Origin of the sequence: Paenibacillus sp. IHB B 3084, from assembly GCF_001447315.1 — a bacterium.
Classification (GTDB): domain Bacteria; phylum Bacillota; class Bacilli; order Paenibacillales; family Paenibacillaceae; genus Paenibacillus.
This window is the reverse complement of sequence record NZ_CP013203.1, coordinates 3,269,635-3,283,288: the sequence shown is the minus strand read 5'-3', so window position 1 is coordinate 3,283,288 and position 13,654 is coordinate 3,269,635. Positions and strand designations below refer to the sequence as shown.

The 13,654-nt window shown below is 39.7% G+C and carries 10 protein-coding genes and 2 pseudogenes; 5 read left to right on the top strand and 7 right to left on the bottom strand.

Annotated features, from left to right (window positions below):
* Positions 1–34: 34 nt before the first annotated feature.
* A pseudogene (uvrB, locus tag ASL14_RS15385) lies at positions 35–2,025 on the bottom strand (excinuclease ABC subunit UvrB).
* A 208-nt stretch (positions 2,026–2,233) separates the two neighbouring features.
* On the opposite strand from uvrB, the gene ASL14_RS15380 reads away from it, so the two are divergent.
* A complete protein-coding gene (locus ASL14_RS15380) occupies positions 2,234–3,061 on the top strand; it encodes a flagellar motor protein (protein ID WP_134912246.1) in 828 nt (275 codons plus the stop codon).
* Positions 3,045–3,857: a flagellar motor protein MotB gene (locus ASL14_RS15375; RefSeq protein ID WP_134912245.1), complete on the top strand. Its 813-nt coding sequence runs from the start codon at positions 3,045–3,047 to the stop codon at positions 3,855–3,857. The genes ASL14_RS15380 and ASL14_RS15375 overlap by 17 nt, the downstream gene beginning before the upstream one ends.
* A gap of 234 nt (positions 3,858–4,091) precedes the next feature.
* Here ASL14_RS15375 and ASL14_RS15370 read toward each other — a convergent pair whose 3' ends face one another.
* Together ASL14_RS15370 and ASL14_RS15365 are read right to left on the bottom strand one after the other, a co-directional pair.
* Positions 4,092–4,316: an aspartyl-phosphate phosphatase Spo0E family protein gene (locus ASL14_RS15370; RefSeq protein ID WP_134912244.1), complete on the bottom strand. Its 225-nt coding sequence runs from the start codon at positions 4,314–4,316 to the stop codon at positions 4,092–4,094.
* Positions 4,317–4,522: 206 nt separating this feature from the next.
* Positions 4,523–5,932: a DNA-binding protein gene (locus tag ASL14_RS15365; protein WP_134912243.1), complete on the bottom strand. Its 1,410-nt coding sequence runs from the start codon at positions 5,930–5,932 to the stop codon at positions 4,523–4,525.
* 253 nt (positions 5,933–6,185) lie between these two features.
* Here ASL14_RS15365 and ASL14_RS15360 point away from each other — a divergent pair.
* Positions 6,186–6,335, top strand: a pseudogene (locus ASL14_RS15360) (helix-turn-helix domain-containing protein); the annotation flags it as partial.
* On the opposite strand, the gene ASL14_RS15355 reads toward ASL14_RS15360, so the two are convergent.
* The gene (locus ASL14_RS15355) at positions 6,328–7,542 is read right to left on the bottom strand and encodes a helix-turn-helix domain-containing protein (protein WP_223264004.1); all 1,215 of its coding nucleotides are present in this window, start codon (positions 7,540–7,542) and stop codon (positions 6,328–6,330) included. The pseudogene ASL14_RS15360 and the gene ASL14_RS15355 sit on opposite strands and share 8 nt — an antisense overlap.
* Before the next feature lie 69 nt (positions 7,543–7,611).
* Positions 7,612–8,985 carry a helix-turn-helix domain-containing protein gene (locus tag ASL14_RS15350; protein ID WP_134912242.1) on the bottom strand — a complete coding sequence of 458 codons (1,374 nt, stop codon included), beginning with the start codon at positions 8,983–8,985 and terminating at the stop codon, positions 7,612–7,614.
* A gap of 297 nt (positions 8,986–9,282) precedes the next feature.
* Here ASL14_RS15350 and ASL14_RS15345 point away from each other — a divergent pair, with 297 nt between their 5' ends.
* The gene (locus tag ASL14_RS15345; protein WP_134912241.1) at positions 9,283–9,858 is read left to right on the top strand and encodes an RNA polymerase sigma factor; all 576 of its coding nucleotides are present in this window, start codon (positions 9,283–9,285) and stop codon (positions 9,856–9,858) included.
* Complete coding sequence (locus ASL14_RS15340; RefSeq protein ID WP_134912240.1) at positions 9,830–10,969, top strand: DUF4179 domain-containing protein; 1,140 nt, start codon at positions 9,830–9,832, stop codon at positions 10,967–10,969. Before ASL14_RS15345 ends, ASL14_RS15340 begins: the two co-directional genes overlap by 29 nt.
* A 72-nt stretch (positions 10,970–11,041) precedes the next feature.
* Here the strand turns inward: ASL14_RS15340 and ASL14_RS15335 are convergent, their stop codons facing one another.
* Together ASL14_RS15335 and ASL14_RS15330 are read right to left on the bottom strand one after the other, a co-directional pair.
* Positions 11,042–11,416 carry a BLB8/JUQZ-1 family protein gene (locus ASL14_RS15335; protein ID WP_134912239.1) on the bottom strand — a complete coding sequence of 125 codons (375 nt, stop codon included), beginning with the start codon at positions 11,414–11,416 and terminating at the stop codon, positions 11,042–11,044.
* Between the two features lie 297 nt (positions 11,417–11,713).
* Complete coding sequence (locus tag ASL14_RS15330; protein ID WP_134912238.1) at positions 11,714–13,012, bottom strand: helix-turn-helix domain-containing protein; 1,299 nt, start codon at positions 13,010–13,012, stop codon at positions 11,714–11,716.
* Positions 13,013–13,654 lie beyond the last annotated feature (642 nt).

Here is a 13,654-nt window from a genome sequence, read left to right as displayed (position 1 = left end):
CAATGTGTTCGCACTACTAGACGCTCCTGAAAGCTTAATCAGCCCTCAGTTCCAGCAAAGCGTCACGCAACTCGGCGGCGCGCTCGAACTGAAGATTCTTGGCAGCATCCTTCATTTCCGCTTCCAAACGCTGAATCAGCGACTGACGCTCCTTCTTGGAAAGTTTACCCGTCTCACCAGGAAGGTAATCATTACGTGCCTCGGCCACCTTGGTCGCTTCAATGACATCACGAATCTTTTTACGAATCGTTTGCGGGGTAATGCCATGGTCTTCATTATACTGAATTTGAATCGCACGGCGGCGTTCGGTTTCTTTTATCGCTTTATCCATAGAATCCGTAATTTTGTCACCGTACATAATAACACGGCCATCGCTATTCCGTGCTGCCCGTCCAATGGTTTGGATGAGCGAACGTTCGGAACGCAGGAAGCCTTCCTTGTCCGCATCCAAAATCGTCACCAGTGATACTTCTGGCAAATCCAGACCTTCCCGCAACAGATTGATTCCAATCAGGACATCAAAGGTACCCAAACGAAGATCACGTAAAATCGCCATCCGCTCCAGTGTCTTAATCTCGGAGTGCATATACCTGACCTTGATACCCACTTCTTTTAAATAGTCGGTCAGATCCTCAGACATTTTCTTGGTAAGCGTGGTGACCAGCACCCGTTCCTCACGCTCCATCCGAAGCCGTATTTCACTAATGAGGTCGTCAATCTGTCCTTTGCTCGGCCGCACCTCAATGATCGGGTCAAGAAGCCCCGTAGGTCGGATGATCTGTTGCACAGTCGTTTCGCATTTCTCCAGCTCATAGGGGCCTGGTGTAGCTGATACGTAGACGATCTGACTCACCTTGTCCTCGAACTCTTCAAACTTCAGCGGGCGGTTATCCAGCGCAGATGGCAGACGGAAACCATGGTCCACCAGTACATTCTTACGCGCTTGGTCACCATTATACATCGCCCGAATCTGCGGCAACGTAACATGAGACTCATCAATCACGATCAACATATCATCCGGAAAATAATCCATCAGCGTATACGGTGTCGCCCCCCGCTCGCGGAATGTCAGTGGACCTGAGTAATTCTCGACGCCGGAACAAAAACCGACCTCTTTCATCATCTCGATATCATAGCGGGTACGTTGCTCCAAACGTTGTGCCTCCAGCAGCTTCCCCTGTTCCTTCAGCTCCACTAACCGCTCTTCAAGCTCACGTTCAATGTTGACCAGTGCTACCTTCATCGTATCCTCATGAGTAACGAAGTGAGATGCAGGGAAAATGGCAATATGATCACGTTCACCGATCAATTCACCCGTAAGCACATTAATCTCGGTGATCCGTTCAATTTCATCCCCGAACAGTTCTACCCGTATAGCGTGTTCCCCATGGGAAGCCGGAAATATTTCAACAACATCCCCCCGTACACGGAAAGTACCCCGCACGAAGTTGATATCGTTCCGCTGATATTGAATATCGACCAAGCGGGACAAAATCTGATTGCGGGGTTTCTCCATGCCGACTCTAAGCGAGAGCAGCAGGCTTGAATATTCTTTCGGGGAACCCAGACCATAAATGCAGGAGACACTCGCTACAATAATAACGTCACGACGCTCAAACAGAGAGCTTGTGGCTGAGTGGCGAAGTTTATCAATCTCCTCGTTGATGCTGGAATCCTTCTCAATATACGTATCGGAAGACGGAATGTATGCTTCCGGTTGGTAGTAATCATAGTAACTGACAAAATAATCGACTGAGTTATTCGGAAAAAATCCTTAAACTCACTCGCCAGTTGGGCAGCCAAAGTCTTGTTATGCGCAATAACCAGAGTAGGCCGATTCAATTTGGCAATCATCTGTGCGATGGTAAACGTCTTACCTGTTCCCGTAGCACCCAACAGCGTTTGATGCTTTTTTCCTTTTGTAATCCCCTCTACCAGTTCAAGAATGGCATGAGGCTGATCGCCTTGAGGTTGGAATTCCGACTGAATTTCAAAAGTCTTATCGCTAACAACGATATCACTCATTGCCCTGCATCACCCTTATCGTCTAAAATGGAAACATCATGTTTCTACAACAATCGAGCTGAAACGTCTTTACCTGTAAACCTATGTCGATATTTCCCGAGCAATGATACTTGGGAAATATGGTTGGATAAGAATGTTTGTTCCCGTATTATACCTCTTTCTTACCTTGGATGCAAACGATAAGTCTTGAATAGGAGTGAATTAAATTTTGGATATCACCATCGTATTGGGCATCATCGCCGGAATCATAGCATTAATCGGTGGCTTCTTATGGGAAGGCGGACAATTTACAGGGCTGCTTCAAGGTACATCGGCTCTGATTGTGTTTGGCGGAACGCTCGCCGCAGTGGTCATCAGCTACCCCGCCTCTAAACTAAAGACCATACCAGCTGCCCTTCGGATGGCGTTTAGCCGTGAGGACAACCTCTCCGAGCAATATATTGAAGATTTGGTTTCCATGGCAGCCACCTCCCGCCGATCCGGAGTGCTTGCGCTGGAGCGTATTTCCTCAGAACATCCGAATGCATTTCTGCGCGAAGGTCTTCAACTGGTCATTGACGGAACCGAGCAGGAACAAATTAAACAAATTCTGGAACTCGAGTTAGATACCATTGAGCATAAGTACGAAGGATATGCCAAAATATTTGAATCCGCAGGCGGCTATGCCCCTACGATGGGGATTATCGGTACTGTGATGGGCCTGATCCATGTACTCGGCAGCCTGACCGAGCCGACAGCGCTTGGACCGTCCATTGCTGTCGCTTTTATCGCCACACTATACGGCGTTGCCAGCGCCAATCTAATTTTCCTGCCCATCGCATCCAAGATCAGAGCATGCAGCGAAAGTGAAATGGTCACGATGGATTTACTGCTGCAAGGCATTCTCGCCATTCAAAACGGAGAGAATCCGAAGCTTGTACGCAAAAAACTGGAGTTCTTTATCCGTTCAGAGCAAAATCTGGAGCCTAAGCCGCCTCGTCGCTCACGTTCAGAGGACGCTACTCCAAAGGAGGACTTCCATGAGAGCGCGCGCTAAGCGCCGCCAACGTCAAGGAGGCGGGGACCATCGTGACCGCTGGATGATTACCTATGCCGATCTAATCACGCTGCTGCTCATTTTTTTCGTCGTGATGTACGCTATGAGCAGCCTGGATGCGAAAAAATACGATGTCGTTGTTCAATCCCTACAGGATACGTTCCATAAGGGCGATTCCATTTTAGAGCAAGGTTCAGGCATTACAGGTACGGCGGACCGATACACAAGCAAGAATCCGCCCACAACCAAGCAACCTTCATCCGATAACAAAGCAGCCGGACCGACCAAACTGACCGAACGTGAGCAGGCATTTCGCAAGCAGGAAAAAGAACTGCAAAATCTGATGGGTGTCATAGAGCAATATATTTCGGACAATAAGTTGCAAGATCAGATTTTCGTATCCGATCAGCCGCGCGGTATTGTCATCACCCTGAACGACCGCTTTTTATTCGATCAGGGCAGGGCTGCACTCAAGCAAGGCTCTGCAAACACGTTATCCAAGCTGGCCAGTCTGTTCCGGGATTTGAAAACGCCGATCAGCATCGAGGGCCATACGGACAATATTCCGTTCACGCGCTCTTTGAACGCTTCGACCTACAAGGACAACTGGGAGCTTTCCGGGGCACGAGCACTATCCGTGCTTCGATTCTTTCTCGACAGAGAAAATCTGTCACCCTCGGAATTTCAATACGCAGGTTATGCCGATACCCGACCGGTTGGAGATAATACGACCGAGGCCGGACGACAAAAAAACCGCCGTGTCGAAATTACCGTACTGCGCCAGCTTCAACAGTAAGTGCCAAAAACCTCCTCAGTCACACTTAACGTGAACCGGGAGGTTTTTTTAGATAGATATCATCGTTCTAGATGGCTTCCGCTCTGATGATGCAGAACAATAAACCGTACGAACAGCGTTGTATAGAGCGGCGTACGAGGTACGAGAGAGGTTATTTAGTTTAAGTCTATATTCCCACTATGTATTAGAAGCCCAAGATGAAATTAAGTAAAGCCTGGTCATGATGCTGGAAACTCAATAAGATAAGGCTAACTCGTGTTGCTTCTCTCGCACTGGTGAAGTTGTGGAGATGCTTTGCTTGTGGTAGCTATATTTCCAATCGCTGTACAAATTAAGGAGCCGATCCAACTCCATAGACTTGATCAACACCTGTCGATCCTTCAATCCCACCTCTTTCGCCAAATCATTTAATTCCTTACGCTTTTCTTCGATGCAATCCTCCAATTCTTTCAATTTCACATTAACAAACCTCCTGTTTGGTATGGTATTTACAGTTAGTTTACAAGCTGATACCTTCCCTACAGGTTAATAATATAATAAAACCCATTTCATCCCTTTAACGGGATAAATCAAAAAACAGCCCTCATTAGGACTGGTTTTTTGATACCTATTAAGCTCCAGATCCATGTCCAAAGACAATAATGTTATGGGAAAATTCCAAAAAGCTAAAAAGCCCTATAATTAGCATGTATTTCAGGTTTTTTACTTGCATTTACCAAAACCCCCTCCATGATACTTTCATACTCTGATATTTGAGCTTTTGTGGCCGCAAGTCTAAACTTTTCAAACAATGCTGTACAGACCATAAACTTTTCCTTGTTGTTGATTTCAAGACATTTCTTCAAACTTTTCAAAACATAATAAATACCTTTTTCATGAAAAAGGTTATTAAACATATATATAGCCAATTGGTAACACAAATCAGCATATGTGTCGTAACTAAATGACTGTTTATAATAACTGGTGTCCACAGATAATTCATTATTAAATGAGGTGAATTCATGAGAAAACCGTTGGAGAATATGTTCAATTAAAAAGCCATGCTTGTTAGCTGACTCTACTATTGTTAATAAACCCAATAAAATTTCAGGTGGATTATCTTTAAGAAATTGAATGTACATTGGCAAACTATCTGTATCGCCCATAAGAATATTTAAATTAAGTTTATTAGCATGTGCCCAAAGAGTAAACCTTTGCACTTCTTGCTGGCCAATTTCCCCTAAATTTTCAAACCAACTCAAATCCGCATAGCCAGAAATATACTTCATGGCTTCCTCATATCTTTCTTGTTTTTCCAAAGCATTGCCTTTCATCAAGTAACCTTGACCATAGTAGACTACTAAATGCCTCTCTGTTTTTAATGTAGACTTCTTTTTATTGGTTTCTCTACTCTTACAAACAATACTCGCAAGAGTTCTTAATTCATCTGCATAACGCTCTGCTTCTTTCCATTGATGCAAATTGTAATAAAGATTTGAGAGTTTAAGCAGCCCATCTAAATGGTAATTTAAGGGTACACGATTTCTAAAGGGCATAAATCTTAAAGCAGCTTCTGAATTTCTCTCTAGATTTTCATTAACAGAGATCGAAAAAATTCTATAGTGACTGATGGCCAACCTCTCGGAATGTTGGTACTTCTCATTTTCAATGACACATTCATAGAAAGGAACTGCTTCTTGTAGCTTCCCTTCTTCATACAACTCCTCTGCCAAAGCAAAGATCGTTGGAATGTGGTTAAGATCTTCCATTAACCGTGAAAGCACCTTCTCCACGCACCGCAGATTTCCCACCTCAACACAACGAATCAGAAAGGGTTTAACCCTTTTCCAATGAGGTCTTCCATCATAAAAGCATTCATCTACATATAAGTCATACAACCAGTCCTCTGGATAGTTAAGCGCTTTAGTAATTAGATCCATTTGTCTTACGGAAATCGGTTTAGGCGGGTTGCCATTAAGCATAGCACTAAATATGCCCCGATTAAGCCCTGTGGCTTGTCCAAAACTATTAAAAGTGTAGCCTCCGAGTTTCAATTCTTTCTCAATTTCCGAGCGAATCGTGGTTGCATTTTCCAATAAAAACACCCCCGTGTATTCAGATGATTTTAAAAATCACCCTCCTCGACAAACAATTACAATATACTAGAAATTATATGAATAAACTGGATGATGGTCAACCCCTTTTTTACACCGTTTTAATATATATTGGAATTTAATGTGTGTTTAATAGTCTTTACAAGAACTTAATATTATACTATTTAGGCAATACAATTACCTCCACGCTTGATCTACCTTTGTCTACACTCATACTATAGGAGTGTGGATGTCTATGGAAACAACAAAACTCATAGGAGCGAAAATCCGCCAATTTCGGACGTTGCGTGGTATTACACAAGAACAACTGGCGGAAGCATCCGATTCAACAGGCTCCTATATCGGCAAATTGGAGCGCGGTGAGGTCAATGTACAGATTAAAACTTTTTCCCTTTATTAAAATAGTAGCGACTAAGCTCAAGAAAAAAACGGGAATAGATCACCAGATTATAATTATTATGATAGTAAGTAATATTTGTACGTAAGTCTCTGAAATCATTAATATTCTCAGCAAATAGGGTCAAAACATCATCTATTGAGTACTTGTAGGTATTGGCTGATTCCATAATAGTTAGTAGCCCATGCAATATCTCTGGAGGATTATTCTTAATAAGTTCAACATAACCAGATAGATTAGTCATATTCCCCATTAAAATCTCTAAACTCAAGCGATTTGCATTCGCAAACAATTGGAGTCTTCGCGCTTCAAACATTCCAATTTCATTCATCCCTTCCAAACCAGCTAAATTTGCGTAGTAAGGTATGAATTCCATAGCCTTTTCATACAGTCCCTGTTTCTCAAAGGCACTTCCCTGTAATAAATATGCTTGACCATAATACACAATTAAATGTCTTTCTGTATTTAAAGGTTTAACTTCACGTTTTTTCAATTTAGTTTGAATCTGCTGCTGATAAATATTTGTGGCTAGTACTCCGAGTTCTTTCGCATACTGTATAACCGTCTCACAATCATGAACTTGGAAATACACGTTTGCCAGCTTTAACAGAGCGTCCAATTGATGATTTTCAGGCAAATTCTTACGAAAAGGAGCAAATTTTATAGCCAGTTGGCGATTATTCTCCAAATCTTTATTTAAAGAGTAAGAAAATAGCCTATACTGGCTGATTGCCAGCCGCTCCGAGTGATAATACTTTTCGTTCTCTACTACACACTCGTAAAAAGGAACTGATTCCTTTTCCTTTCCTTCTGCGTGTAGTTCTTCTGCAAGCGAAAATATAGTCGGCACATAGGACAAGTCTTCAGTCAGTCTTGACAGTACCTTTTGAATATAATCCTTCCTCCCTAACTCCACACAACGCAGTAAAAAAGGTTTAATCCGCTTCCAATGCCCTTTTCCTTCGTAAAAGCATTCCTCTATGTACAACTCATACAGCCAGCCTTCCGGATATCCTAACGCCTGAGTAATCAAGTCCATCTGCCGAACCGAGATTGGCTTAGGTGGGTTGCTGTTAAGCATGGCACTGAATGTGCCGCGGTTAATACCGGAGATTTTACTAAAACTGCTAAAGCTATAGCCCCTTTGCTTCAATTCTGTCTCTATCTTTGAGCGGATCGTAGGTGTATGTTCCATGTTCACCCCCCTGTCGAATAATAAGATCAAATTAAAATGACTTCATGTTTCTTGATTCTTGACTATTTATTAGAATGCAAAATTAAAATCCTTTTCAAATTTCTTCTTATGAATTGTAAATTCAGCATATTGTTTCTTTGTAGCAAAACCCTTGTACTTCTCAAACAAAATAATAGATTGTGCAAATACATTTGAATTATTCAATAACGTTGCAAGCTCCAAATTCCTAAGAATTGTATCAATTCCTAAAGTATAATTTTTGGAATAGAATCGATAAATGGAAAGTTGTAAGTTAAAATTGCAGTAATCATCCATATATAAAGCATCTTCATTTTCAGAAAATTTTCGAATGTAATCACTGAAATGATTTAATATATAGTCTATATTTAAAAACTGTTTATTAGCCACCTCTAATAATGTGAGAATGCCTGGCAATATTTCTTGCTCGTTTTCCTCTAGCAGTAAAATATAATCCCCCAAATTCCTGTTGTCCCCCATTAATAAATCTAGTACATATCCATTAGCTGTAGCATACATTTTTATTTTTTCAACTTCTCGTTGGCCAATCTCGTCCAAACCTCTAAACCAACTTAGATCAGCATATCGGGAAACCATTTTTTTAGCCTCCTGATACAATTCTTGCTTCTGTAGAGAATAAGCTTGCATTAATAGTGCTTGTCCATAATATACCACTAATGAACGTTCACTAGAGTATGGCCCAAGCTCATCATAATTTTTATAACCTTGGGCTTTTCTATATTCATATATACGAGTTGCGAGTTCCAGCAATTTCTGACTGTGAAAAATAGTTTGACTCCATTTGTGCAAAGAAGAATAAATATTAGCCATTTGCAATAGTGCATCCAACTGATACGCCTCAGGTAAACGATATAGAAAAGGTGAGAATTGAATAGTTAACTTTAAATTCTCCTCCGCGTTTGTACCTAATTGTATGCGAAACAATCTATACTGACTAATCGCTAGCCGCTCCGAATGGTAATATCTTTCGTTCTCTATTACACACTCGTAAAAAGGAACTGATTCCTTTTCCTTTCCTTCTGCGTGTAGTTCTTCTGCAAGCGAAAATATGGTCGGCACATAGGACAAGTCCTCTGTTAGCCTCGACAATACCTTTTGAATGAAGTCCTGTCTTCCTAACTCCACACAACGCAACAGAAACGGCTTAATCCGCTTCCAGTGCCCTTTCCCTTCATAAAAACATTCTTCTATGTACAACTCATACAGCCAGCCTTCGGGATAACCCAACGCCTTGGTAATCAAATCCATCTGCCGAACGGAGATCGGCTTGGGTGGGTTGCTGTTCAGCATGGCGCTGAATGTGCCACGGTTAATACCGGAGATTTTACTAAAACTGCTAAAACTATAGCCCCTTTGCTTCAATTCTGTCTCTATCTTTGAGCGGATCGTAGGTGTATGTTCCATGCTAATCCTCCTCAATAAGTTTTAGACATATCATCATTGATACTTTATATGTAAATTTAATCATATAGTAAATTCATTTCGATACAAAATAACGAAAATAGTGAAATATATGGTCTATATAGTCACTTTAATTTATGATGCCTTAGAAAGAAGTCTATTTTTAACGAATCCCATGATAATTGAAAAGTTGAATGAAGTACATAAAGAGAGGCATTAAAAGCAAACTTCACGTTTTTTTATTTGTTTGTCACAAATGCATCCCTTTTTCAGTTATATAGGCAGAAAGGAGGGAAGTTAATGGAAAAACTACATGTAAATAAGCAAGATGCAGATATCAACCTTGTAATAGAACAGGTACAAACGGGCGACAAACAAGCATACACACATATCATACGGCGTTATCAACAACAGATCTTTTTATATTGCTACTATTTACTTAAAAATCAGGAAGAAGCGGAAGATGCTGCTCAAGAAATATTCATCAAAGGGCTTGAGCACATCCATCATTTTGTACCTACAGTCTCCTTTTCAGCTTGGCTATACAAAATTGCTCAAAATCACTGTAATGACTTATTAAAAAGAAACACTAGAACGTTTAAATCCTTCATCCAGTATAAATTGAACCTGAAGCAACAACCAGTACACGAATATACAGATTTAATTCACGAGTTACTGGACCAGCTAACGTTAGAAGAGAGCCAAATTTTATTGTTACGCTCGCTGGAGGAATACAGCTATGAAGAGATTGCTACAATTATGGAACTAAAACCATCAACCATCCGAAAAAAATATGAGCGACTCCGTAAAAAATTAAATCACCAAAAGGAAAAGGGAGGAAAAAAGTATGAACATTCCTTTAAAACCGGAAGATAAAGAAATCGAGCAATTACAAAAGCTTATTCGAAATACTCCAATACAAGTTGATTTAATTGATAAAACTATGGACCGCTTTGAGAAAGTAGGCACAAGACGCCATAAGCGATCTAACACTCTACCAAAAAGGACACGTAATACAATTATTGTGACTTCTGCTACGCTTGCAATGACGTTTATGCTTGTGGTTGGTACTGGCTTTATTTCACCAACTATGGCTGCATCTATTAGACAAATTCCAGGTATGAATTCTATATTCCAGCTAGCTGGTGACCTTGGGTTACAAACAGCGGACGAAAAAGGGCTGTTATCAAAACCAAATCTTAGTGACACTCACGATGGCCTGACTCTCAGCGTTCCAGAAGTCATGTTTGATGGTACTCGCGTTTCTATTGCTTTAGAGCGCAAAACCGAAGAAGGAAGCAACTATGCGGAAGGAAATATATCATCGTTAATCACGGATATTCTACTTTCAATTAACGGAGATGCAGTTAATTCTTATGCACCTTCCAACACAAGCAATTCAATTGACCCTTATACCATTCTGGGAAAGGACAATAATTCAACGATTTTACAATTTTCAGATTTACGCAATCAAGGAGGAAAAGCATTTCCTGATAAGTTTGAGCTAACGATAACAGTCCCTGTCTCTGGTATTAAACAACCATTTGAAATTAGTATTCCTGTAGAAAAAAACACTAAAAACAATCTAGTCCTGACACCTTCCATTAGTCGAGATTATGGGGATATTCATCTTAAGTTGGAAAAGATCGAATTTACACCGATTACAACCAACATTACTACACGTATTGTATTACCTGAACATTCAAAAATTTCTTCATTACCTTTTCTAAGTTATGAGCTTTTTGATGAAAAAGGAACTTCTTTAAAATTAATAGGTGGTAGTGGTTGGAGCGCAACAGATGGTAATGTTTTAGTTACTGATTCCCAATTCGAACCCTTTAAATCCATTCCAAAATCAATTACCATTAAAACTTACAAGAATATCTTTAAAAAAGAAGACAAAAGTCAGTTTGAATTAGATAAAAACGGAAACCAAATAATAGAATATTTTCCTAAACTAGAGTTCACCTTGCCAATAAGTAAATAAGAAATAGCTGTCGAGATTTTCCTCGACAGCTTGATATGAAGAAAGTGAATTTCACTCGCTTTCTTCATATCATTATCTTTTTACAATAAAGGTGTATACACCTAGCTCGGCACCATTAGATTTAAAAGCTTTAACCTGAGCTGTACCATAACCAATAATAGTAACTTTATTGCCGGAAAGACTAACGACATTGCTTCCATATAGAATCATCCAGTTGGAGCCATCCATATAATATTCGCTCCCCATACCTAACGGAACATCCTTCTGTGGCTTGATAGGTAGCTTTTCACCGTTAGCAGGTTCAAAAGTCACTGTTACTGTTGCTGAGCTTACTTTTACCGCAGATGATTGAATTTGATTAATGGATTCAACAGATGAAGCGGAAGCTACTCCCCCTAAAGATAACGCTAGCGCAGAAATTGATAGTGCTAAGATAGCTTTTTTCATTTGTCATTTCTCCTCTTTAATAGTTTTCTTTAAAAGTTCCTGAGCTACTAAATGCCTTGCTTTATGTCTGTGACTACGTTTCTGTTATTCTCAAGCATTAGTACTTTACTAATCAAACATTGAACTTCCAAGCTATTATAGACATCATCAAGATATTAACCTTTTCATTTCCCCATCTCCTTTCTTCTAATTAATTCCATTATATTTCTTGATGTCTTTTGAAAAGGATATTTTTAAACAAATCATTTCTTTTTTTACAAAATAATCAATATAAAAGACCAATCCCTTAAGATTGGCCTAGTCTAATTGCATATGATCTTGAAGATTCTCCATAGAAACTGGTGGTTTAAACCAATTTCTTTGCTTGGATAATGAAAGATAATTGAGGGTGTTCTTTTGCCCTTTTAGTATTCGCCCACGTCTGTAATGGTAAATGGCGAGTTGATACATGTAACAATAATAATAGGTCATTTGTTTAACATCCTCAGACTCCTGTAATCTCTTTATTCGTTCTGAGTATTTGTCAATGATAGAGTCTACATCAAAATTATACTTATTGGCAGATTCTAGTATGGTTATGAGTCCAGAGCTTACTTCTTCAGGGTGATTTTCGAGGAAAGCTATATACTCAGGAAGGATATCTCTATTTCCCAATAGTAAATCTAAAGTATACGAGTTGGCTTTAGCCCACAAACGGAATTGCTCTACATCTGCTTCACCTTCTAAATCAAGCCCTTTAAACCAGCTTAAATCTGCATAGCCCTCAAGCTCTGCCTTTGCCTCCTTAATATATCCTTTCTTTTGTAAAGCTGTTGAGACAGAAAGGAATCCATAACCGTAGTAAAATACCAAGTGCCTTTCTGCACGTGAGCAATGATCTGCTCTTCTTTTGCCCTTCCTTATTTGCCGATCCATATAGATTACATTAGCCAGTTTCTTTAGTTCATGACCATACTTCTCTACCTCATCCCATTTGTGTAAGTAAAAATATATATTTGTGATCTTATGAATCGCCTCCAACTGATAATGCTCAGGAAGCAAATTACGATAAGGTGTAAATTCCAATACTAACTCAAGACTCTTTTCCAAATCAGACATTGTACAAGCTTTAAACCTTTTATATTGGCTTATAGCCAACCGCTCCGAATGACGATATTTTTCATTTTCGATTACACATTCATAAAAAGGGATCGCTTCCTTTTCTCTGCCTTCGGAATATAACTCTTCTCCAAGCTCAAATATCGTCGGTACATAGGACAAGTCCTCTGTCAGTCTCCACAATACTTTTTGAATACAGTCTTTCCTCCCTAACTCCACACAACGCAATAAAAAGGGCTTAATCCGTTTCCAGTGCCCTTTTCCTTCGTAAAAGCATTCATCTATGTACAACTCATACAGCCAGCCCTCAGGATATCCCAGTGCTTGGGTAATCAAGTCCATTTGGCGAACGGAGATCGGCTTGGGTGGGTTACTATTCAGCATGGTACTGAATGTACCACGGTTAATTCCAGATATTTTACTGAAGCTGCTAAATGTATAGCCCCTCTGCTTTAGTTCTGTCTCTATCTTCGAGCGGATCGTAGGTGTGGGTTCCATGTCAATCCCCCTCAATAAGTTTTTTACATATCACAAGTGATATTTTATATGTAAATGTAATCATATAGTAAATTCATAATTAATACAAAATAAAGTAAATAATGAAATATATAGTCCTATTCTTACTTTAATTTATGATGCCTTAGAAAGAAGTCTTCTTTTAACGATTCCCGTGATAATTGGGGTTTGAAACACATCCCTTTTTCAACATTCAAACTCTTCATTCATTACAAATTTTGATGATTTCATGGAAAAAGGGCTCTCTCGGATTCATCCAAGAGAGGAAATTAAGAGAATGGTAGTCCCGATTGTTACAACCGTCTTATTTATTTTCATCACTTGACCTTCTTTCATGTTTAATGAAAATTAACTCATACTGTCCAAGAAGTAAGTGTATACTTTGTTGTATTATTTTTTTGCTACAACGACGACTATATGTTATGTTAACTGTAAATATTTGTTTGGAGGTATGGTTGATGAAATCATTTCGCTTTTGGTTGATTCTAATCTCAATTTTAGTAATTACTATAAATATTTCCGGTTATGATGACTATAATTTTTTATTGGCTATCATTAGCCCTTTGGTTTGGATGTACGAATCATTTCGATTTGTGCGAGAAGCAAATATTCCAATGCCTGTTA

What these genes read in the sequence shown, in the direction of transcription:
- ASL14_RS15330 (WP_134912238.1), bottom strand. Translation starts at nt 13,012, where the DNA reads ATGGAACCCACACCTACGATCCGCTCGAAGATAGAGACAGAACTAAAG.
- ASL14_RS15350 (WP_134912242.1), bottom strand. Translation starts at nt 8,985, where the DNA reads ATGGAACATACACCTACGATCCGCTCAAAGATAGAGACAGAATTGAAG.
- ASL14_RS15340 (WP_134912240.1), top strand. Translation starts at nt 9,830, where the DNA reads ATGAACATTCCTTTAAAACCGGAAGATAAAGAAATCGAGCAATTACAA.
- ASL14_RS15375 (WP_134912245.1), top strand. Translation starts at nt 3,045, where the DNA reads ATGAGAGCGCGCGCTAAGCGCCGCCAACGTCAAGGAGGCGGGGACCAT.
- ASL14_RS15335 (WP_134912239.1), bottom strand. Translation starts at nt 11,416, where the DNA reads ATGAAAAAAGCTATCTTAGCACTATCAATTTCTGCGCTAGCGTTATCT.
- ASL14_RS15345 (WP_134912241.1), top strand. Translation starts at nt 9,283, where the DNA reads ATGGAAAAACTACATGTAAATAAGCAAGATGCAGATATCAACCTTGTA.
- ASL14_RS15355 (WP_223264004.1), bottom strand. Translation starts at nt 7,542, where the DNA reads ATGGAACATACACCTACGATCCGCTCAAAGATAGAGACAGAATTGAAG.